The 22603-nt window shown below is 63.9% G+C and carries 16 protein-coding genes; 10 read left to right on the top strand and 6 right to left on the bottom strand.

The window, feature by feature from the left end:
* The first annotated feature begins 346 nt into the window (after nucleotides 1-346).
* On the top strand, nucleotides 347-1339 hold the full coding sequence (locus AC1D10_RS13505; RefSeq protein ID WP_477272432.1) for an adenosine kinase: 993 nt from the start codon (nucleotides 347-349) through the stop codon (nucleotides 1337-1339).
* Nucleotides 1340-1735: 396 nt separating this feature from the next.
* Nucleotides 1736-2449 carry an antitoxin Xre/MbcA/ParS-like domain-containing protein gene (locus AC1D10_RS13500; RefSeq protein ID WP_477272430.1) on the top strand — a complete coding sequence of 238 codons (714 nt, stop codon included), beginning with the start codon at nucleotides 1736-1738 and terminating at the stop codon, nucleotides 2447-2449.
* Nucleotides 2450-2480: 31 nt separating this feature from the next.
* Here the strand turns inward: AC1D10_RS13500 and AC1D10_RS13495 are convergent, their stop codons facing one another.
* Nucleotides 2481-3572, bottom strand: coding sequence for a sensor domain-containing diguanylate cyclase (locus AC1D10_RS13495; protein ID WP_477272428.1), 1092 nt, complete (start codon nucleotides 3570-3572; stop codon nucleotides 2481-2483).
* A gap of 261 nt (nucleotides 3573-3833) precedes the next feature.
* Nucleotides 3834-6113, bottom strand: a complete 2280-nt coding sequence (locus tag AC1D10_RS13490; protein ID WP_477272426.1) for an NADP-dependent malic enzyme — start codon at nucleotides 6111-6113, stop codon at nucleotides 3834-3836.
* A 216-nt stretch (nucleotides 6114-6329) separates the two neighbouring features.
* On the opposite strand from AC1D10_RS13490, the gene mutS reads away from it, so the two are divergent.
* Nucleotides 6330-9059, top strand: coding sequence for a DNA mismatch repair protein MutS (mutS, locus tag AC1D10_RS13485; RefSeq protein ID WP_477272424.1), 2730 nt, complete (start codon nucleotides 6330-6332; stop codon nucleotides 9057-9059).
* A gap of 35 nt (nucleotides 9060-9094) precedes the next feature.
* Here mutS and AC1D10_RS13480 read toward each other — a convergent pair whose 3' ends face one another.
* From AC1D10_RS13480 to AC1D10_RS13470, 3 genes are all read right to left on the bottom strand, one after another.
* Nucleotides 9095-9940 carry an aldo/keto reductase gene (locus tag AC1D10_RS13480; RefSeq protein WP_477272422.1) on the bottom strand — a complete coding sequence of 282 codons (846 nt, stop codon included), beginning with the start codon at nucleotides 9938-9940 and terminating at the stop codon, nucleotides 9095-9097.
* 89 nt (nucleotides 9941-10029) lie between these two features.
* Nucleotides 10030-10422, bottom strand: coding sequence for a CopM family metallochaperone (copM, locus tag AC1D10_RS13475; RefSeq protein WP_477272420.1), 393 nt, complete (start codon nucleotides 10420-10422; stop codon nucleotides 10030-10032).
* 43 nt (nucleotides 10423-10465) lie between these two features.
* Nucleotides 10466-12967: a heavy metal translocating P-type ATPase gene (locus AC1D10_RS13470; protein WP_477272418.1), complete on the bottom strand. Its 2502-nt coding sequence runs from the start codon at nucleotides 12965-12967 to the stop codon at nucleotides 10466-10468.
* Nucleotides 12968-13157: 190 nt separating this feature from the next.
* Here AC1D10_RS13470 and AC1D10_RS13465 point away from each other — a divergent pair, with 190 nt between their 5' ends.
* The 6 genes from AC1D10_RS13465 (at nucleotide 13158) to AC1D10_RS13440 (ending at nucleotide 21107) form a co-directional block, all read left to right on the top strand.
* On the top strand, nucleotides 13158-13991 hold the full coding sequence (locus tag AC1D10_RS13465) for a glycosyltransferase family 25 protein (RefSeq protein WP_477272416.1): 834 nt from the start codon (nucleotides 13158-13160) through the stop codon (nucleotides 13989-13991).
* Nucleotides 13992-14024: 33 nt separating this feature from the next.
* Entirely contained in the window at nucleotides 14025-16826 is a 2802-nt protein-coding gene (locus tag AC1D10_RS13460) for a [protein-PII] uridylyltransferase (protein ID WP_477272414.1), read from the top strand.
* A 46-nt stretch (nucleotides 16827-16872) separates the two neighbouring features.
* Entirely contained in the window at nucleotides 16873-18480 is a 1608-nt protein-coding gene (gene murJ, locus AC1D10_RS13455; protein ID WP_477272412.1) for a murein biosynthesis integral membrane protein MurJ, read from the top strand.
* Between the two features lie 118 nt (nucleotides 18481-18598).
* Nucleotides 18599-19666 carry a tryptophan--tRNA ligase gene (trpS, locus tag AC1D10_RS13450; RefSeq protein ID WP_477272410.1) on the top strand — a complete coding sequence of 356 codons (1068 nt, stop codon included), beginning with the start codon at nucleotides 18599-18601 and terminating at the stop codon, nucleotides 19664-19666.
* Nucleotides 19667-19769: 103 nt separating this feature from the next.
* Nucleotides 19770-20261 carry a universal stress protein gene (locus AC1D10_RS13445; protein ID WP_477272408.1) on the top strand — a complete coding sequence of 164 codons (492 nt, stop codon included), beginning with the start codon at nucleotides 19770-19772 and terminating at the stop codon, nucleotides 20259-20261.
* A gap of 276 nt (nucleotides 20262-20537) precedes the next feature.
* Nucleotides 20538-21107: a NifU family protein gene (locus AC1D10_RS13440; protein ID WP_477272406.1), complete on the top strand. Its 570-nt coding sequence runs from the start codon at nucleotides 20538-20540 to the stop codon at nucleotides 21105-21107.
* 170 nt (nucleotides 21108-21277) lie between these two features.
* Here AC1D10_RS13440 and AC1D10_RS13435 read toward each other — a convergent pair whose 3' ends face one another.
* On the bottom strand, nucleotides 21278-21895 hold the full coding sequence (locus tag AC1D10_RS13435; protein WP_477272404.1) for a L,D-transpeptidase: 618 nt from the start codon (nucleotides 21893-21895) through the stop codon (nucleotides 21278-21280).
* A gap of 222 nt (nucleotides 21896-22117) precedes the next feature.
* Between AC1D10_RS13435 and cueR the strand changes: the two genes are divergently transcribed.
* Nucleotides 22118-22540, top strand: a complete 423-nt coding sequence (gene cueR / locus AC1D10_RS13430) for a Cu(I)-responsive transcriptional regulator (RefSeq protein ID WP_477272402.1) — start codon at nucleotides 22118-22120, stop codon at nucleotides 22538-22540.
* The last annotated feature ends 63 nt before the right edge of the window (nucleotides 22541-22603 follow it).

Below are 22603 nucleotides of genomic sequence, written 5' to 3'. Positions count from 1 at the left end.
ATCGGCTGATCAGGCTTGTAGGCGGCGCCGCGATGAAATGCTTCGGCCACGGTCGAATTGTCATAGCGCCTCGTTGCAGATGCGTCTTTGTTCCGGCCTGATCCGTTGAAGTTGCGCGCTCGAAGGATGGGGTGAGGTTCAGGTCAGGCCGAGTCGAAAACGGTGGGGTCCGAGAACCGGGGCGGACCGTACTTTCTGTACGTGAGCACCGGAAGCCAGGTACCACCGTTTGCAGGCCGGCATCACCTGAATATCAACACACCCTAGGCAAACCGGTTTCAAATCGCTAGACCCGCGCCCGGCCAGCGTGGCAAGAAGCCGGCTGGGGTTTTTGGCGGAGACATTGATGCCGGATTATGACGTGCTTTGCATCGGCAATGCCATTGTCGACATCATCGCCCAGTGCGACGAGGAATTCCTCGAGACCAACGGCATCATCAAGGGTGCGATGAACCTCATCGACACCCAGCGCGCCGAACTCCTCTACAGCCGCATGGGCCCGGCGATCGAAGCGTCCGGCGGCAGCGCCGGCAACACGGCGGCCGGCGTCGCCAGCTTCGGCGGCCGCGCCGCCTTCTTCGGCAAGGTCTCCAACGATGCGCTCGGCGAAATCTATGCGCACGACATCCATGCGCAGGGCGTCGCCTTCGACACCAGGCCGCTGTCAGGCCTGCCGCCGACGGCGCGCTCGATGATCTTCGTCACCCCCGACGGCGAACGCTCGATGAACACCTATCTCGGCGCCTGCGTCGAGCTCGGACCGGAGGATGTCGAGGCCGACAAGGCGTCCGGCGCCAAGGTCACCTATTTCGAAGGTTATCTGTGGGACCCGCCGCGCGCCAAGGAGGCGATCCGGCAGACGGCCAAGCTGGCGCACGCGGCGGGCCGCGAAGTGTCGATGACCCTCTCGGATTCGTTCTGCGTCGACCGCTACCGCGACGAGTTCCTCGACCTGATGCGCTCGGGCACGGTCGACATCGTCTTTGCCAACAGCCACGAGATCAAGTCGCTCTACCAGACATCGTCGTTCGACGAGGCGCTGGCACAGATCCGCAAGGATTGCCGGATCGCCGCCGTCACCCGCTCGGAAAAAGGTTCGGTCATCGTGTGCGGCGACGAGACCGTGGTCATCCAGGCGACGGCGATCAAGGAACTGGTCGACACGACAGGCGCCGGCGATCTCTATGCCGCCGGTTTCCTGCATGGCTACACCCAAGGCCGCGACCTCAAGGTCTGCGGCGACCTTGGCTCACTGGCGGCCGGATTGGTGATCCAGCAGATCGGCCCGCGCCCGCGCCAGAACCTGCGCCGCGAGGCGGAACAGGCGGGGTTGCTGTAGGCCGAAAGTCCCGCACCTGTACCGTAGCCGGGCCGCGCTCCAGCCCGTCGCAGGCTCCCAGCCCTTCAAAAGGTCCACTGGACCTTTTGATCCGCCCGAAGGCGGACCGGGTCTTCACCGTTCGAAGCTCGAAAAGCCAAGCAGTTGGCTTTTCGTCCGCTACGAGGATCGCTTCTCACCGTCGCGCAGCTGTCATACATCCAACCTACACGCAATCGAGGCGACCTCGGACTGACATTTCAGGGTGCCCGCAGCCAGTTGGGGTGTTAAAAAATGCAAGACAGCATGCTGTCGGGCCGTAGCATCTGTTGCCGCCGCGATTTCCGCTTTCCGCTGTAGCCGTTCAACAACCGGCCGCAGCTGTGGGAGGGGAGCGCGCGGCCAGAAGACAGATGCATGAACAGATTTCAGTTCCAGAGCACCGGCATCAAGCCCAATGACTTCGCGGAGATGGTCGCGGAAAAGGTCGAACGTGCCCTTGCCCACTATGACGAGGCCATCAACAAACCCACCATGGTCTCGGTCGGCAAGATCGCCGGCAGCATAGCGTCCGCCGTCACCTTGCTGTCGCCGAAGCATCAGCGCGCCATCGATGCCATCCATGCCGACCTTCCCGGCCTTGCATCGAAATTCGTGCGCGCGCTAGCGGCGGAAGCCGCGCGCCGCAGCGAGGCCGGCACAAGCGGCGCAACGGGGCTGCCGCCGGCATCCCTGGTGGATATCGATGGACCTGCTTCCTCGCCGCAGCGAGCCGACGACCTCGAATCGATGCTGATCGAGGACTGGGCCGGCCGCGTCGCCGGATCGACCTATCTGGAAGAGAACTTGCGCATCGCCCGCTCGACCCTGCATCGCTGGCAAAGGCGGAGTGAGGTCATCGCCCTGCGCAAGGGCGGCCGCAAGCACGTCTTCCCGCTAGCGCAGTTCGTCGACGGCAGGCCGGTCGCCGGCATCCGCGACGTGCAGGCCCTGATCAGCAATCCCAGGCTGGCCTGGCTGTGGCTGACGCGTCCCTCGGCGCAGCTCGAAGGCCGCACTCCGATCGATCTGCTCCGCCAGGATCAGGTCGATGAGGTCGTCGAGGCCGCACGCGTGTTCGCGCCAGGCTGAGTGCTTTGGTTCACACTCCCGATAGACGCGCCTAGGCGGTCTTGCGAATTGAGTGGCGAGGCCCGGACGATGGCTGTTGCGGCGCCATTTCCTTGGCGGTGACCAAGCGGTTGCGGCCACTCTTTTTTCCGATGTACATCAGCCGGTCGGCGAGTGCGATCAACGCTTCGGAATCGGCGGCTTCCGCCGGATACATGGCCACGCCAACGGTGCAGCCGACCTGGATGGCGCCATTCGGCGTGGGAACCTTGATCCGCAACCTTTCCAGGATGCGTTCGGCAACGCGCACGGCCTTCTGCTGTGCCAGATCGGCGTCGCCCGAGAACAGGAAAGCGAACTCGTCACCGCCAAGCCGGGCCACGAAATCGGCGCTGCGCAGGATCGAGCGAAGCTGGCTCGATACGCGCTGCAGCAGCGCATCGCCGGCCTCGTGCCCGAGCGTATCATTGACTTCCTTGAAGCGGTCGAGGTCGATGAACAGAAGACCGGCCGCCTCGCCCGTGGCGCCGCAGCGGGCGACCACCGATTTGAGTTCGTTGTGGAAGGCGCGCCGGTTGGGCAGGTCCGTCAACAGATCGTGGTTGGCCGAATGGTCGCTCTGCTGCTTCGCCAATTCGATCTCGCGCTTCTGCACGGATAGCTCCTCGTTGGCGGTCTTCAGATCCAGCAGCAGCTGGGAATTGAGGTCCTCGACAACCTTGCGGTCGCTGATGTCGACCACGAAGCCTTCCAGGAATTCGAGTTCGCCGGCGTCGTCCCAGACACCGCCGCCGATCTCGCGGACCCAAAGCGGTTCGCCGGCCCTCGGTACGATGCGGTAGTCGACGTTCCAGTTACGGCGCGCTTCGAGCGCGGCGTCGACGGCGGCATAGACCGAGGCGAGGTCGTCCGGGTGGATGGCCGAGACGTAGTCGCGCACGGCGTTGTGCACGAAATCCATGGGCGGATAGCCGCTGACGGTGAGAATACCGTCGCTGATATAGAGCATGGTGTAGGACGCATCGTTACGGCAGCGGTAGAGGTAGCCATCCATGCGGCCGGTGATGCTGAGAAGCGCATCCAGGCGCTCGTCGTGATAGGCTCCCTGGCCGACCACGGATGCGGGAGTCGTATCGTGCTTCACGGCTGCAAATCCATGATTGTCACCACCCCAGTCTGTCCAAAATGCCGCGCTGGCACATCGACGACAGCTCTCTGGTATAACAACCGAATATTATCAATATCTTATGGATTTCGCTGATTTTCCCGCAAATTCGGCTTGAATCGCAGGATTCCTGCGATTGCACACATCCGTGGCGCCGGTGATCCCGTTCACGTGCCCTCGAACAAGGCCTTGCCTCACTCGAAAAGCATTCGCGGACTTTTCGTCCGCTGCGACCGCTCCTCAAGCACCCGCCGTATACGCCGCGATCGCCGCCATGTTGACGATGTCGCTGTCCTTGGCGTTGAGCGAGACGATCTGCACCGGCTTGTTGAGGCCAACCAGCAACGGGCCGATGACGGTCGAGCCGCCGAGTTCCTGCAGCATCTTGGTCGAGATCGAGGCCGAGTGGAACGCCGGCATGATCAGCACGTTGGCTGGGCCGGTGAGGCGGATGAACGGATATTGCGCCATGGCGCGGGCGTTGAGCGCGACGTCGGCGGCCATTTCGCCATCATACTCGAAATCGACACGGCGCTTGTCGAGGATGCGCACGGCTTCCTGGACGCGTTCGGAACGCTCGCCCTGCGGATGGCCGAAGGTCGAATAGGCGAGCATGGCGAGCCTTGGCTCATAACCCATGCGGCGGGCAAAGCCTGCCGCCTCCTCGGCGATGTCGGCGATCTGCTCGGCGTTCGGCATGTCGTGCACGGCGGTGTCGGCGACGAGGACAGTTTTACCCCGCGCCAGCACGATCGAGACGCCGATGACGCGGTGGCCGGGCTTGGCGTCGATGACGCGGCGGATGTCGTCGAGCGCGGTCGAATAGTTGCGGGTGACACCGGTGACGATGCCGTCGGCATCGCCCAGCGCTACCATGCAGGCCGCGAAGTGGTTGCGGTCGTTGTTGATCAGCCGCTGGCAGTCGCGGAATAGGAACCCTTTGCGCTGCATGCGCTCGTAGAGATAGTCGGTGTAGATGCCGTTGCGGCGCGACAGCCGGGCATTGATGATCTCGATGCCTTGCTTGTTGAGGTCGATGCCGGCGTGCTTGGCGTTCTCCTTGATGACGTCGTCGCGGCCGAGCAGGATGGCGGTGCCGAGCCGCTGGTTCACATAGGAGACGGCGGCGCGCATCACCTGTTCCTCCTCGCCTTCGGCGAAGACGATGCGCTTGGGCTGGCGACGCACGCGGTCATAGATGCGTTGCAGGGTCGAGGCGATCGGGTCGCGGCGGGCGGAGAGTTCCTGGGCATAGCGGTCGAGATCGAGGATCGGCTTGCGGGCGACGCCTGAATCCATCGCCGCCTTGGCCACCGCGATCGGGATGGCCGAGATCAGCCGCGGGTCGAACGGCACCGGAATGATGTAGTTGGGGCCGAATTTCGGCCGGTTGCCCTGATAGGCGGCGGCGACGTCGTCGGGCACGTCCTTGCGCGCCAAGTCGGCCAAAGCGCGCGCGGCGGCGATCTTCATGTCGTCATTGATGGTGGTGGCCCGCACATCCAGCGCGCCGCGGAAGATGTAGGGGAAGCCGAGCACGTTGTTGACCTGGTTCGGATAGTCCGAACGCCCGGTGGCCATGATGGCATCTGTGCGGATTTCGGCGACTTCCTCCGGCGTGATTTCCGGGTCGGGATTGGCCATGGCGAAGATGATCGGGTTCTTGGCCATCGACTGCACCATGGCGGTCGTCAGCGCGCCTTTGGCGGAGAGACCGAGGAAAACGTCGGCGCCGTCGAGTGCCTCGGCGAGGCTGCGCGCCTCGGTCTTGACCGCATGCGCCGACTTCCACTGGTTCATGCCTTCGGTGCGGCCCTGGAAGACCACGCCCTTGGTGTCGCACAGGATGATGTTGTCAGGCGCAAAACCCATTGCCTTCATCAATTCGATGCAGGCGATGCCGGCCGCGCCGGCGCCGTTGCAGACCATCTTCGTGGTTTTCATGTCGCGGCCCGTGATCTCCAGCGCGTTGATCAAACCGGCGGCCGAGATGATGGCGGTGCCGTGCTGGTCGTCATGGAAGACCGGGATGTCCATCAGCTCGCGCAGCCGCTGCTCGATGATGAAGCACTCCGGCGCCTTGATGTCCTCCAGGTTGATGCCGCCGAAAGACGGGCCGAGGAAGCGCACGCAGTTGATGAACTCGTCGGCGTCCTCGGTATCGACCTCGAGGTCGATGGAATCGACGTCAGCGAAGCGCTTGAACAGCACCGCCTTGCCTTCCATGACCGGCTTGGAGGCCAGCGCGCCGAGATTGCCGAGACCAAGGATGGCAGTGCCGTTGGAGATGACGGCGACCATGTTGCCGCGCGTCGTGTAGTCGAAGGCGCGGCTGGGGTCCTCGGCGATGGCCAGAACAGGAACCGCGACGCCAGGCGAATAGGCTAGGCTGAGGTCACGCTGCGTCGCCATCGGCTTGGTGGCGACGACCTCCAGCTTGCCGGGACGGCCCATGGCGTGGAATTCGAGCGCTTCCTGCGCACTGACGGACGGACCGCTGTTCTCGGTTTTCCTGGCCATGATGCTTTTGATTTCCTCGCCGGTGCGGCACCTCCTTGAAGCGGGGTGCCTTGTGTCGGCACCGAATTAAGACCACACGCCGCCGCGTGTAAACCGCCAGCGTTCGGGAATCGCGGTTGGTGCTGGCGATTGCGAGCAAGCGGCCGTATCGGTCGTCCCCCGTTTTTCGAAGCGCCGGCATTAAACCGCGCGATCACATCTGCTAGCGTGTCGCGCATGAACATGCACACCCCGAACGAGCCCGACGCTCCCGAGGCGATGACGCCATTGCCGACAGCCGCTGCCGCCGTCACGCCGATGATGGAGCAGTTCATCGAGATCAAGGCGGCGAACCCGGATTCGCTGCTGTTCTATCGCATGGGCGATTTCTACGAGCTGTTCTTCGACGATGCCGAGAAGGCAAGCCGGGCGCTGGGCATCGTGCTGACCAAGCGCGGCAAGCACCAGGGCCACGACATTCCGATGTGCGGCGTGCCGGTACATGCGGCCGACGATTACCTGCAGAAGCTGATCGGCCAGGGTTTCCGCGTTGCCGTCTGCGAGCAGATCGAGGATCCCGCCGAGGCCCGGAAACGCGGCGGCAAATCGGTGGTGCGCCGCGACGTGGTGCGGCTAGTGACGCCGGGCACGATCACCGAGGACAAATTGCTGGCGCCGTCGGAATCGAGTTTCCTGATGGCGCTGGGGCGGGTGAAGGGTGGCGCGGAACACGCCTTCGCATTGGCCTGGATCGACATCTCGACCGGCGCCTTCCGTGTTACCGACACCACCGCCGACAGGCTGCTGGCCGACATCTTCCGTGTCGATCCGCGCGAGCTGATCGTTGCCGAGCCGGTGTTCTACGATCCCGAACTGAAGCCGGTGTTCGACGTGCTTGGCCGCGTCGCCAACCCGCAACCGCCCTCGCTATTCGATTCGGCCTCGGCCACGGGGCGCATCGCCCGCTTCTTCGATGTGGCGACGCCGGACAGCTTCGGCGCCTTCTCGCGCGCCGAATTGTCGGCGATCTCGGGCGCCATCGCCTATGTCGAGAAGACGCAGAAGGCCGAGCGCCCGCCGCTGTCGCGGCCGGAGCGCGAGGAGCAAGGCTCGACCCTGTTCATCGATCCGGCGACACGCGGCAATCTGGAACTGCTGCGCACGCTGTCGGGCAGCCGCGAAGGGTCGCTGTTCAAAGCGATCGACCGCACGGCGACCGGCGGCGGCGCAAGGCTGCTCGCCGACCGGCTGATGGCGCCGCTGACCGACCCGGCAGCGATCGGCGCCAGGCTGGACTCGGTGTCGTTCTTCCGTTCGGAAGCGCGGCTATGCCAGGCGGTGCGGTCGAGCCTGAAGAGCGTCGCCGACATGCCGCGCGCCTTGTCCCGGCTGGCACTGAACCGGGGCGGCCCGCGCGACCTCGGCGCGCTGCGCGCCGGTTTCGAAGCGGCCGGCGCGATCGCCGGGATCTTCGGCGAGACCACCTTGCCCCAGGAACTGACGACGGCGCTGGGCGCCATCGAGGCGCTGCCCAGGGCGCTTGCCCAGCACCTGACGCAGGCGCTCGGCGACGAGCTGCCGCTGCTCAGGCGCGACGGCGGCTTCGTTCGCGGCGGCTACCATCCTGAACTCGACGAGATGCGGGCGCTGCGCGACGAATCGCGAAAAGTCATCGCCGGGCTGGAGCGCTCGCTGATCGACGAGACCGGCATCCGCTCGCTGAAGATCCGGCACAACAATGTGCTTGGCTATTACATCGAAGTGACCGCCAACCACCATGCCGTGATGACCGGCAGCGATGGCGCCAAGGCGCGCTTCATCCACCGCCAGACGATGGCCAACGCCATGCGCTTCACGACGACCGAACTCGCCGAACTCGAGACGAAGATCGCCAACGCCGCCGACCGGGCGCTGAGCATCGAGCTTGCCGCCTTCGATGCGCTGACGGCGGAAGCGGTCAGCGAGGCGCAGAGGATCCGCGCCGGCGCCGACGCGCTTGCCGTGCTCGACGTGTCGGCGGCGCTCGCGCTTTTGTCGGAAAGCGAAGCCTGGTGCCGGCCGGTGGTGGACTCCAGCCTCGCGTTCGAGATTTCGGGCGGCCGGCATCCGGTGGTCGAGCAGGCATTGCGACGCTCCGGCGAGGGCCCGTTCGTCGCCAATGATTGCGACCTGTCGCCGGAGGGCAGCGCCAGGAACGGCGCGATCTGGCTTCTGACCGGCCCCAACATGGGCGGCAAGTCGACGTTCCTGCGGCAGAACGCGCTGATCGCCATCCTGGCGCAAACCGGATCGTTCGTGCCGGCGGCATCGGCCCATATCGGCGTCGTCGACCGGCTGTTCTCGCGCGTCGGCGCCTCGGACGATCTGGCGCGCGGCCGCTCGACCTTCATGGTCGAAATGGTCGAGACGGCGGCGATCCTCAACCAGGCCGGCGAACGGGCGCTGGTGATCCTCGACGAGATCGGCCGCGGCACCGCCACCTTCGACGGCCTGTCGATCGCCTGGGCAGCGGTGGAGTACCTGCACGAGAAGAACCGTTGCCGGGCGATCTTCGCCACCCATTTCCACGAAATGACCTCGCTGGCCGGCAAGTTGGCCCGGCTCCACAACGTCACCATGCGGGTCAAGGAGTGGGAAAACGACGTCGTCTTCCTGCACGAGGTCGGCAAGGGTGCCGCCGACCGTTCCTATGGCGTGCAGGTGGCACGGCTGGCCGGCCTGCCGGAAGCAGTGGTCGACCGGGCCAAGGAAGTGCTGCACCAGCTGGAAGAAGGCGAAGTTTCGGGCAAGACCAACCGGCTGGTCGACGACCTGCCGCTGTTTTCAGTGGCGGTGAAGCGCGAAGCGCCGAAGCCGGCCAAGAGCAACGCGCTCAGCGAGGCCCTCGGTGCGATCAGCCCCGACGAGATGACGCCAAGGGAAGCGCTTGAGGCGCTTTACCGCCTCAAGGGACTGGCTGGGAAGTAGCTCTTTTTGCAATCGGAGCTGCCGGAACCGCCCGTTCACACCATCTCCAGCCCCCGCTTGCGGGTCGGCGGTGGAAAGACGCGATCGAGATCGGCGATGTCCTGCGGCGTAAGCTCGATGTCGAGCGCTGCAAAATTCTGGCGGACATGCTCCTGGCTGCTGGCCTTCGGGATGGCGATGACGCCCTCCTGGTGCATCACCCAGGCCAATGCGATCTGCGCCGGGGTCGCGCTATGGCGGGCGGCGACGGCGTCGAGCCCAGTATTGCGCGCCAGCGCGCCCTGCTCGACCGGCGAATAGGCCATCAAGGGTATGCCGCGCTGCCGGCTCCACGGCGCCAGGTCGAATTCGAGACCGCGCCGAACCAGATTGTAGAGCACCTGGTTGATCTGGACGTTGCCGCCTTCGGGAAGGCTGACCAGTTCTTCCATCTCGTCGGTGTCGAAATTGCTGACGCCCCAGTGGCGGATCTTGCCGGCCTCTTTCAGCGCCTCGAAGGCCGCGACGGTTTCCGCCAGCGGCACGCTGCCGGGCCAGTGCAGCAGATAGAGATCGATGCGGTCGGTGCGCAGCCGCTTCAGGCTGTTCTCGCAGGCGCGCTGCACGCCGGAGCGCGAGGCGTTGGACGGCAGCACCTTGGAAACGAGAAAGGTCTCGTCGCGGCGCCCGGCAATGGCCTCGGCGACCACCTCCTCGGCACCGCCGCTGGCATACATTTCGGCGGTGTCGATCAGCGTGATGCCAAGGTCGAGGCCGAGCTTGAGGGCACTCACCTCGTTGGCACGGCGTCGCGAATCCTCGCCCATCTTCCATGTGCCCTGACCGAGAACGGGGATTGTTTCACCGGACGGCAGCGTGGTGGTTCTGATGATCGACAGCATGGCGGGCTCCAGTTGAGACCGGATCGCATCACACCCTCGGCGAGAAATCCAGAGAGAGTTCTCCCCGGATTCTGCTTCGCGAAAAAGGCTTACTTCGCCGGATGGGCTGCGAGCCAGTCCTGCATCTGCTTGATCTCGGCTTCCTGCGCGGCGATGACCCCCTCCGCCAGCTTGCGGATTTCCGGGTCCTTGCCGTTGGCAAGCTCGACCTTGGCCATGTCGATGGCGCCCTGATGATGCGGGATCATGCCACGGACGAAATCGATATCGGCATTGCCGCTATATTCGGAGGCCATCATGTCGGCATGCATCTTGTCCATCGCCGCCTTGTAGCCTTCGGTCGAAGGGCTTGTCGCATCCGTCGACATGGCACCCATGTCGTGTTTCATCTCTTCGCTCTGCGCCGGAACGCTTTCGAGGAAGACGGCAAGCAGCATTCCTGCGGCCATCAGCAGAAGTACGAGTTTTTTGGCCAAGGTCATTCATGGTCTCCTGTTGAACGGGTTTCGTATTTGGGGGCTTTGCTCAGAGTTTCAACGTTCTCAGCCGCAATGCGTTTGCGATCACAGACACCGACGACAGGCTCATCGCAGCCGCCGCCAGCATCGGCGACAGAAGCGTGCCGGTGAGCGGATAGAGCACGCCGGCGGCGACCGGCACGCCGAGCACGTTGTAGAGGAAGGCGAAGAACAGGTTCTGGCGGATGTTGCGGATCGTCGCCCGAGCCAGGGTGCGCGCTCGCACGATGCCGTTGAGATCGCCCTTGACCAGTGTGATGCCGGCGCTTTCGACCGCGACGTCGGCGCCGGTGCCCATGGCGATGCCGACATCGGCGGCGGCAAGGGCGGGTGCATCGTTGACGCCGTCGCCGGCCATGGCGACGCCCTTGCCCGTGGCGCGCAGTTCCTCGACGAGGGCGGCCTTGTGTTCCGGCAACAGGCCGGCGCGAACCTCATCGATACCAAGGCTCCTGGCGATCGCTTTTGCCGTGCGTTCATTGTCGCCGGTCGCCATGACGATCCTCAAGCCGCTGTCATGCAGCGCCCGGATCGCCTCGGCGGTGGTCGCCTTGACCGGATCGGCGACAGCGACAATGCCGGCCAGTTTGTTGCCGACGGCAACAAACATCACGGTTCTGCCTTCGGTCTGCAGCGTTTCGGTCCTGGCCGAGAAGGAGGCAACATCGATGCCCAGATCGGCCATCATCGCCGCATTGCCGAGCGCGACCTTCTTTCCCGACACCGTACCGGAAACGCCCTTGCCGGTGATCGCCTCGAAGCCGCTGGCGTCGGCGATCTCCAGGCCGCGCGTCGAGGCGCCCTCGACGATGGCTTCGGCCAGCGGATGCTCCGAGCCTTTTTCCAGGCCAGCGGCAAGGGCCAGCAATTCGTCCTCGGAAAAGCCTGTGGCGGCAACGACATCGGTCAGTTTCGGCCGGCCTTCGGTCAGCGTTCCCGTCTTGTCGACGATCAGCGTGTCGACGGAGGCGAAGCGTTCGAGCGCGGCGGCTTCCTTGATCAGCACGCCGGCATGGGCGCCGCGCCCGGTGGCGGTCATGATCGACATCGGCGTGGCGAGACCGAGCGCGCAGGGGCAAGCGATGATCAGCACCGACACCGCCGAGACGATGGCGAAGATCAGGCTGGGTTCGGGCCCGAAGATCGCCCAGGCGACAAAGGCCGCGATCGCGACCAGCACCACGGCCGGGACAAAGTAGAAGGAAACGCGATCGGCCAGGCCCTGGATCGGGGCGCGCGAGCGCTGCGCCTTGGCGACGAGTTCGACGATGCGCGCCAGCGTCGTCTCGGCGCCGATCCGCTCGGCGCGCATGATCAGCGAGCCGTTTTTGTTGAGCGTGCCGGCGGTGAGGGTATCGCCTTCAGTCTTTTCGACCTGCAACGATTCGCCTGTGATCATCGATTCGTCGAGGGAGGAGTGGCCCTCCAGCACGGTGCCGTCGACCGGCACGGCGTCACCGGGACGGATGCGCAAACGATCGCCGACCTTGACCGCGTCGAGCGGCACGTCGGTTTCGGAGCCGCCGGCGTCAATCAGCCGCGCTGTCTTCGGCGCGAGATCGAGTAAGGCGCGGATTGCCGACCCGGTCATTTCACGGGCGCGCAATTCCAGCACCTGGCCGAGGAAGACCAACGCGACGATGACTGCGGCAGCCTCGAAATAGACCGGCACCGCACCGCCGTGGCCGCGGAACTGATGCGGAAAAATATCCGGAAACAGCGTCGCGACGACGCTGTAGAGATAGGCCGCGCCAACGCCGAGCGAGATCAGCGTCCACATGTTGGGGCTACGGTTGACGAGCGAATCCCAGCCGCGATGGAAGAAAGGCAGCGCCGCCCACAAGACGACGGGACTGGCCAATGCCAGTTCCAGCCAGACCATCGTCCGTTCGTCGACAAAGGCCTGGAAGGTCAGGCCGAGCATCGGCGCCATGGCGACGATCAGCAACGGCACCGACAGCGCGGCACTGACCCAGAATCGTCTGGTGAAATCGACCAGCTCGGGGTTTGGCCCCTCATCGCCCGATGGCACGCCCATCGGCTCCAGCGCCATGCCGCATTTCGGGCAGGAGCCGGGCTTGTCGCGGATGATTTCGGGATGCATCGGGCAGGTGTATTGCGTGCCCTTGGGCATTGGCTGCGGTGCGGCCCTGCCGCCGAGATATTTTTGCGGCTCGGCCTCGAACTTCGCCTGGCAGCCGGCCGAGCAGAAGTAGAAGCCCTGACCTTCGTAACGGACAAAATGCCTCGCTGTCGCACGGTCGACGGTCATGCCGCAGACCGGATCGGTGGCCGCCAGGAATTTCTCCGGCTCGGCGACAAATTTCGCGCGGCAGCCTTCGCTGCAGAAATGATAGAGATGGCCATGATGCGCGGCTGTCGGCTTGCCGGCGGCTGGAGCGACGACCATCCCGCAGACCGGATCCCGCACCACGGCCGTGTCTCCAACTGCAGCTTTCGCCGCGCAGCAGCCGCCCTGCGAGTGATGATGATGGTCTGAATGCTTCATTCAAAAATGCCTCGATGCCGCGTTTCAATGCGGAGGTAGTGCTTCCAGTAACTGGAAGGTCAAGGGCATAATTTCTTTTTCCTTATGCCGTTGCGGGCGCCGAGCCACGTCAAAGAAAGTCGAATACGCGATGGCGTCTTGTGCTATGGACCCGCCGATCGACACTCCAAAGGCATCGATTCCATTTGCAATGAAGTGCCTGCTTATCAACCTCGACCGGTCCCCGGACCGGCTTGCCCATATGACGGCGGAGTTTGCCCGTATCGGCATTGAATTCGAACGAGTCGCGGCGGTCGATGCCCAGGGTCGGCCCGACCTGGCGGAAATACCGATGCGGCTCAATCCGCTGACGCAGTTGCGTCTAGCCAACACCGAGATCGCCTGTTTCCTCAGCCACAAAGCCTGCTGGGCAAAGATCGCCGATGGCGACGATGCCTATGGCGCGATCTTCGAGGACGATACTGTCTTGTCCGAGGTAGCGGGGCCATTGCTCGCCGATGCCAGATGGATCCCCGCCGATGCCGATATCGTCAAGATCGAGACCTTCAAGAGAACCGTGATCGCCATGAAGCGCGCCTCCATCGGCCATGGCTTTTCAGTGGCCAGGCTCCATCGAGCCCATCTCGGTGCGGCCGGCTACATCGTTTCAAGACAGGCGGCACGCGACTTGCTCGAAGCGACAGGGGATATCGACAGTCCCGTCGATCACATCCTGTTCGATCCGGGGTTCGCGATATCGTCGAGCAAGACGATCTACCAGATGCTGCCGGCGCTATGCATACAGGATCGGTTCCTGAGCGAACAATCGATGGGATTGCAGAGCCTGCTCAGCGACGAGCGCGAAAACGGCAAGTCCAAAAGGCAAAAAATGGCACCGCTGGCGAAATTCGCGAACGAAGCCGGGCGGATATGGCGGCAGATTTTCGACATCTTCCAGTTGAGGCGAGGAAAGACCATCCCGTTCAACCACCACGGAAAGCGTGTCCGTCCTGCCCATACCCACAAGCGCGAAAAAGCGCTATAGACGCCGCCGAAAAGGCGAGGCCAACCGGTACCCATGGCGAAAATCTCCCTGAAGCTCGATGAACTGATCGACGGCGAGGCCCTGCGCCGCGAGATGACGGCGCTGACCGCGGCCACGGCCGGGGACGGCTCCGGACAGGCCGCGCGCAGCGGTGTGCTCCAGCTTCTCAAGGGGCGGCTGGCTGACGGACGCGCCGTTGCCGAACGCATGCTGCGCGACGATGGCGGCGGCCGTGCCTGTGCGGCGCGGCTGTCGCATCTCATGGACGAGATCATCCGGGCGCTTTACGATTTCGCCGTCACGCATGTCTACCGGGTCAAGAACCCGTCTTCGGCGGAGCGCATGGCCGTCGTCGCGGTCGGCGGCTATGGCCGCGGTACGTTGGCGCCGGGATCCGACATCGACCTGTTGTTCCTGTTGCCCTACAAGCAGACGCCGTGGGGCGAGCAAACCGTCGAATACATGCTCTACATGCTGTGGGATCTCGGGCTGAAGGTCGGCCACGCCACCCGCAACATCGACGAATGCCTGCGTCTGTCGCGCAACGACGTCACCATCCGGACCTCGATCCTCGAGGCGCGTTTCCTGTGGGGCGAGCTCAAGCTCTATGACGAACTGATGCTTCGCTTCGACCACGAGGTGGTGCGCACGACCGGCCCCGAATACGTCCAGGCCAAACTTGCCGAACGCGACGATCGCCATGCCAAGGCCGGCGAAAGCCGCTATCTGGTCGAGCCCAACGTCAAGGACGGCAAGGGCGGCCTGCGCGACCTGCAGACGCTGTTCTGGATCGGCAAGTATTTCTACCGTGTGCGCACCGGCGAGGAACTGGTCGACAAGGGCGTCTTCACCGATGGCGAATACCGCGAGTTCCAGAAGGCCGAGGATTTCCTGTGGGCGGTGCGCTGCCAGATGCATTTCCTTACCGGCAAGGCCGAGGAACGGCTGCATTTCGACATCCAGCGCGAGATCGCCGAGAGGCTCGGATACACCAGCCATCCCGGCCTGTCGGCGGTCGAGCGCTTCATGAAGCACTACTTCCTCGTCGCCAAGGATGTCGGCGACCTGACCCGCATCTTCTGCGCCGCGCTGGAGGAAGAGCAGGCCAAGCACGTGCCGGGCTTCAACCGCATCTTCCTCACCTTCTCACGGCGCAAGCGCAAGCTTGCCGGCACCTCGGACTTCATCGTCGACAACCACCGCATCAACATCGCCGACGACCAGGTGTTCGAGCGCGATCCGGTCAACCTGTTGCGGTTGTTCTGGTTCGCCGACAAGCACGGCCTGGAATTCCACCCCGATGCGCTGAAGCTGCTGACCCGCTCGCTCGGCCTGGTCAACAAGTCGCTGCGCCGCGACGAGGAGGCCAACCGGCTGTTCCTCGACATCCTGACCTCCGACCGCAATGCCGAACTCAATCTGCGGCGCATGAACGAGGCCGGGCTGCTCGGCCGACTGATCCCGGATTTCGGCAAGATCGTCGCCATGATGCAGTTCTCGATGTACCACCACTACACGGTGGACGAGCACCTGATCCGCTGCATCGGCGTGCTGGCCGAGATCGAGCGCGGCGACGGCGAGAAGGTCCATCCCCTCTCCCACACGCTGATGCCAGGCCTGAAGAAGAGCCGCGAGGCGCTCTATGTCGCCGTGCTTCTGCATGACATCGCCAAGGGCAGGCCGGAGGATCATTCCGAGGCCGGAGCCAGGATCGCGCGGCGCATCTGCCCGCATATGGGGCTTTCGCCGGCAGATACGGAAACCGTCGCCTGGCTGGTCGAGAACCACCTCGTGATGTCGATGACGGCGCAGACCCGCGACCTCAACGACCGCAAGACCATCGAGGATTTCGCCGCGATCGTGCAATCGGTCGAGCGGCTGAAGCTGCTTTTGATCCTCACCGTCTGCGACATCAGGGGCGTCGGCCCCGGCGTCTGGAATGGCTGGAAGGGCCAGCTGCTGCGCACGCTCTACTATGAGACCGAGCTGCTTTTGACCGGCGGCTTTTCGGAAGTGTCGCGCGCGCAGCGCACGGCGGCGGCGCGCGAGCGTCTGGCCGAGGCGCTTGCCTCCTGGCCGGACAAGGCCCGCAAGCGCTATGTCGCCCTGCATTATGAGAATTACCTGCTGACCGTCGATCTTGCCGATCAGCTGCGCCATGCCGAATTCATCCGCGAGGCGGACGCTTCGGGCAACAAGCTCGCCACCATGGTCAAGACCCACCAGTTCGAGGCAGTGACCGAAATCACCGTGCTGGCGCAGGACCATCCCCGCCTGCTCTCGGTCATCGCCGGGGCCTGCGCCGGAGCCGGCGGCAACATCGTCGACGCGCAGATTTTCACCACAGCCGACGGCCGCGCCCTGGACACGATCCTGATTTCAAGGGAATTCGACCGCGACGAGGATGAGCGCCGGCGCGCCGAGCGCGTCGGCCGGCTGATCGAGGATGTACTGTCGGGCAAGAGCTGGCTGCCGGAGATGATCGAGAAGCGGACCAAGCCGCGGCGCGGAGCCAAGGTTTTCAAAATCCCGCCGCGGGCCGAAATCCGCAACGCGCTGTCGAACCGTTTTTCGGTCATCGAGGTCGAGGGGCTGGATCGGCCAGGACTGCTGTCGGAGATCACCGGAACGCTTTCCGACCTGTCGCTTGACATCGCATCGGCCCACATCACCACCTTCGGCGAAAAGGTCATCGACACTTTCTACGTCACCGACCTCACCGGCCAGAAAATCGACAGCCCGGCCCGCATCGCCACCATCCGCAACCGGCTGATGGCGGCGCTTGAAGGCGTCGTGCCCGAACGCGGCGGCAAGGCCAAGGCGGCGGCCGAGTGATCGCCACCATCACTTTGTCCCAATTCCGCAGGCAGTTCCCAAAAGCATGAGCCTCGTCAAGAAATTCGCAACGGTCGCTTCCGGCACGCTGATGAGCCGCGCGCTCGGCTTCGGCCGCGAGATGCTGATGGCGGCGGCGCTCGGCACCGGACCGGTCGCCGACGCCTTCAACGCCGCCTTCCAGTTTCCCAACACCTTTCGCAGGCTGTTTGCCGAGGGCGCCTTCAACGCCGCCTTCGTGCCGCTGTTCGCCAAGGAGATCGAGACGCACGGCACCGATGGCGCCAAGCGCTTCTCCGAGGAGGTGTTCGGCGTCTTGTTCACGGCGCTGCTGGCACTGACCATCGTCATGGAACTGTCGATGCCGCTGATCGTGCGCTACCTGGTGGCGCCGGGCTTTGCCGGCACGCCGGGGAAATTCGACACCACGGTGACGCTGGCGACGATCATGTTCCCCTACCTGATCTGCATGTCGCTGGGCGCCATGATGGCGGGCATGCTGAATTCACTGCGCCGCTATTTCGCGGCGGCGGTGGCGCCGGTGTTTCTCAACATCATCCTGATCGGCGTGCTCGCCTATGCCTGGTACAAGGGCTCCGACGCCCTCACAGTCGGTTACGGGCTGTCCTGGGGCGTGCTGGCCGCCGGACTGGTGCAACTGGCGATCGTCTGGGTGGCGGTGCGCCATGCCGGCATCTCGATCGGCTTCCGTCGCCCGAAAATGACGCCCGCGGTCAAGCGGCTGCTGATCCTGGCGCTGCCGGCGGCGATCACCGGCGGCATCACCCAGATCAACCAGCTGATCGGCACGGCGATCGCCTCGGCGCAGAACAGCGCGGTGTCCTCGCTCGCCTATGCCGACCGCATCTACCAGCTGCCGCTCGGCGTGGTCGGCGTCGCGGTCGCGATCGTGCTGCTGCCCGAACTGTCGCGAGCGCTGAAGTCGGGCAACCTGATCGAGGCGGCCAATCTGCAGAACCGCTCGGTCGAGTTCACGCTGTTCCTCACCTTGCCGGCAGCCGCCGCGCTCTGGGTGATGTCGGAGCCGATCGTGCGGCTGGTCTACGAGCGCGGCGCGTTTGCCGCCAACGGCTCGACGCCGACGGTGGCGGCGATCCTGGCAATCTTCGGCCTCGGTCTGCCGGCCTTCGTGCTGATCAAGGCGTTCACCCCAGGCTATTTCGCGCGCGAGGACACGCGCACACCGATGATGTTCGCCGCCATCTCGGTGGCGGTGAATGTCACCACGGCGCTGACGCTGTTTCCGGAAATGGGCGCGCCCGGCATCGCCGTCGCCTCCGCCGTCGCCGGCTGGGTCAACGCCCTGATGCTGCTCGGCGTGCTGATCAGGCGTGGCCATTGGGGCCGTGACGTGCCGCTGATGAAACGCATTCCACGGCTGGTGCTGTCGGCGATCGTGATGGGGGCAGCGCTCTATTTTGCCGAGCACTGGTTCGCCGTCAGGCTCGGCCGGGGTGCGCCACTGGTTGTCAAGGCGACGACGCTTCTGGCGCTCGTCGCCGGCGGGGCGCTGCTCTACTTCATCACCGCCTTCGCCACCGGCGGCGCCGATTTCGGCATGATCCGGCGCAACGTCAAGCGCGGAACGGGGAAAGCGGCGCCGCCGGTGGCGAAGGCCAACCCGGACGAATAGACCGGACAAGATGACGGCAAAACCGGTCTTGATCGTATCGTCGTGTTCGTTCATAAGCGCGCCGTCGCAAGACTTTCGCCGCGCGCGAAACGGCCCTCCACAAGCCAAGGGAACAAGCATGACCGCCTTCAAGCCACTCGTCTTTTCCGGCGTCCAGCCGACCGGCAATCTGCATCTCGGCAACTATCTCGGCGCCATCAAGAAATTCGTCGCCCTGCAGGACACCTCCGATTGCATCTACTGCGTCGTCGACCTGCATTCGCTGACGGCACAGCTCGTCTATGACGACCTCGCCGACCAGACGCGATCGATCACCGCGGCGTTCCTGGCCTCCGGCATCGACCCGAAGAAGCACATCGTCTTCAACCAGTCGCGGGTCATGCAGCATGCAGAGCTCGCCTGGATCTTCAATTGCGTGGCGCGCATCGGCTGGATGAACCGCATGACGCAGTTCAAGGACAAGGCCGGCAAGGACCGTGAGAATGCTTCGCTCGGCCTGCTTGCCTATCCGAGCCTGATGGCTGCCGACATTCTCCTCTATCGCGCCACCCATGTCCCGGTGGGTGAGGACCAGAAGCAGCACCTGGAGCTGACCCGCGACATCGCGCAAAAATTCAACAACGATTTTTCGGACCGAATCGCCGCCCTTGGCGTCGGCGTCGAGATGCAGGTCGGCGAAGAGACCGTGAACGGCTATTTCCCGCTGACCGAGCCGGTGATCGGCGGGCCGGCGGCGCGCATCATGTCGCTGCGCGACGGCTCGAAGAAGATGTCGAAATCGGATCCGTCGGACCTGTCACGCATCAACCTGACCGACGATGCCGACGCCATCTCGAAGAAGATCCGCAAGGCCAAGACCGACCCGGAAGCGTTGCCGAGCGAACTGGACGGTCTGGCCAGCCGGCCTGAGGCGGAAAACCTGGTCGGCATCTATGCGGGTCTCGCCGATATGTCGAAGGCAGACGTGCTGAAAGAGTTCGCCGGCCAGCAGTTTTCGGTGTTCAAGCCGGCGCTGGCCGACCTTGCGGTGGAAAAGCTGGCGCCGGTCGCCAGCGAGATGCGCCGCATTTCCGACGATCGCCCCTATGTCGACGCGGTGCTGAGGGACGGCGGCGAGCGCGCCGGCGTGCTGGCCGAAGCAACGATGAAGACGGTGCGCGACATCATCGGGCTGCTGCAGGATTGATCCCAACTCGGGTGCACTGCACCACACTGGCATAAGGCCGGCGGCTTGCCGCCGGTCTGCGGCGGTGGCAGATTGCGGCCGCAATGACACCGAGTAGGTAGACATGGTCTCCAAACGCCTCAGCCGTGAAGCCGGCCATCGCCGCAAGTTCCTGGCGATCATCGACGACACGCCGGAATGTGAGCGCGCCGTCGCCTACGCCTCGAAGCGGGCACAGAGCACCAGCGGCATGCTGGTGCTGCTCTATGTCATCGAGCCGGACGATTTCCAACACTGGCTGGGGGTCGAGAAGATCATGCGCGAGGAGGCAAACGCCACGGCGCGCGCGGCGCTCGACGGTTATGCCAACAAGGTGCGCCAGAAGCTTGGAATCGAGCCGGAGATGGTGGTGCGCGAAGGCAAGCCGACGGAAGAGATCCACAAGCTGATCGAGGAAGACCAGGACATCGCTATCCTGGTGCTGGCCGCCGGCGCCGGCAAGGAAGGGCCAGGACCGCTGGTCGGCGCCGTGGCCGGCAAGGGCGCCGCCTTCCCGATCCCGGTGACCGTGGTGCCGCAGAACCTGTCAGACGAGGAGATCGACAGCCTCGCCTGAGGTGTGCTGGTATTCAGGTGATGCTGGCCTGCAAATGGCTGATACCTGCGCTTCCGGTGCTCACGTACGAAAAGTACGCTCCGCTCCGGTTCTCGGTATCAACCATTTTCGACTCGGCCTGACGTGAATCTCAACACATCTCAAAGTGTGGTACTGGTCGCAAAAACATTCCGCCAGCCGGCCGTTCCGGCGATGCGTTTCGCTTGAATGTCCAGCCAATAGAGCCTATTTAGAATTATTCCAAACTGGTTGCCCGAAACGGGCACGGAGACGGCCATGTTCATCCAGACCGAATCGACGCCAAACCCGGCGACGCTGAAATTCCTGCCCGGCAAGGAAGTGCTTGTGGAAGGCACCGCCGATTTCCGCGATGCCGACAGTGCCGCCACCGCGTCCCCGCTGGCTGGCCGGCTGTTCGAGATTCCCGGCGTTACCGGTGTTTTCTTCGGCTATGACTTCATCACCGTGACCAAGGACGGTCCCGACTGGCAGCATTTGAAGCCGGCGATCCTCGGCGCCATCATGGAGCATTTCATGTCCGGCGCGCCTGTCATGGTCAAGGCCGGCCCCGCCGCCGAGACCAGCCTGACGGGTGAGTTCTACGACAAGGCCGACGAGGAACTCGTCATCACTATCAAGGAACTGCTCGACACGCGGGTGCGCCCTGCGGTCGCTCAGGACGGTGGCGATATCACCTTCCGCGGCTTCGAGAACGGCACCGTGTTTCTGCACATGAAGGGCGCCTGCGCCGGCTGTCCGTCATCGACGGCGACACTGAAGCACGGCATCCAGAACCTCCTGCGCCACTTCGTGCCGGAAGTGCAGCAGGTCGAGCAGGTCTCCTGATCGCTCGTTCTGCTGGCCGCTTTGCCGGCAAACAGATTCAAACGCAGAAACAAAAAACCGGGCCAAATTGCCCGGTTTTCTGTTTGGGACGTCCGTTGTTGCCTAGACGGTCCGCGTATGAAAGGTGCCTCTATCTGCCGAAAACCGATACCGGTTTTCGGCATCATGGTCTAAAGAACAATGACCTTGGCACCAACCGAGGTGCGGTCATAGAGGTCGATAATGTCCTGATTCATCAAGCGGATACAGCCTGATGACATCGCCTTGCCAATCGAATTCCATTCCGGGCTGCCATGCAGGCGATAGCCCGAATCACCGCCCCTGTTGAACAGGTACATGGCGCGCGCACCGAGCGGGTTCTTCAGGCCCGGCTCCATGCCGCCGGCAAACTTGGCCAGTTCCGGCTGGCGGTGGATCATCTGCGAAGGTGGCGTCCAGGTCGGCCATTCGCGCTTCAGCGCGATATGGGCGGTGCCGTGCCACTCGAAGCCCTCACGGCCGACGCCGATGCCGTAGCGAATTGCCCGGCCGTCACCCTCGACGAAGTAGAGGAACTTGTTCTGCGTATCGACGATGATGGTGCCCGGCTTTTCCTTGGTGTCGTAATTCACCTCTTGCCGATGATATCTCATCGGCACCTTCTCGATCGGAATGCGCGGCAGCTGGTAACCGGCGTCGGTGACCGCGCCGTAGTCGTTGGAGAACATCTGCATGCCGATGCTGCTGCAACCGGCGATAGCAGTGGAAAGCGCCAGTGCGGCGACGATTGCAAGCGACTTCATGCGCATCAGGTGATCCGGTGCCCCAACTTCGGCGGCACGAGTCGGCCGCCTTCTCACCAGCATTCATGCTGGCATTTGCTTTGCTTGCCAAGCACGCGATGCCTATATGCTGTGGCTTGCGTGCTGGTAAGCGCACCACTATGGCATTTCGGCAACAGGCCTCGCAGGATTGTGAAGTAAATTCAATGGCCCCGTCCGCAAGCCTATTAAAAATCGAGGACAATCGTCATGAATGTCGGTGACGCCGCCCACCATTCAGGCCTGCCGGCCAAGACCATCCGCTACTATGAAGAGATCGGCCTGATCGCCCCTGCGCGCGCCGCCAACGGCTACCGCGACTATTCCAGCGACGACATCCACCGGCTGGCCTTTCTGCGGCGTGCACGCAATCTCGGCTTTTCCATCGACGATTGCCGCCAGTTGATGGCGCTCTACAAGGATCGGAGCCGCGCCAGCCATGACGTGCGCGAGATCGCCGCCGCCCATGTCAGGGCGATCGAGGAAAAGGTGCGCGAACTGCAGTCGATGCGCTCGACCCTGCAGACGCTGATCCACGCCTGCCATGGTGACGAAAGGCCGGACTGCCCGATCCTGGATGACATGGCGGGCGCGGTGTCGCTCAGCGGCAGGGATGCTTCGTCGGGCGCATAGGCGCCAAGCGTCTGGCGGGAGCATCATTTGGAAACTAGGAGGATTTACCGTAATATTAACTGT

This window comes from Mesorhizobium sp. P2_A8, assembly GCF_056404935.1.
This window is presented reverse-complemented; position numbering and strand designations above follow the sequence as displayed.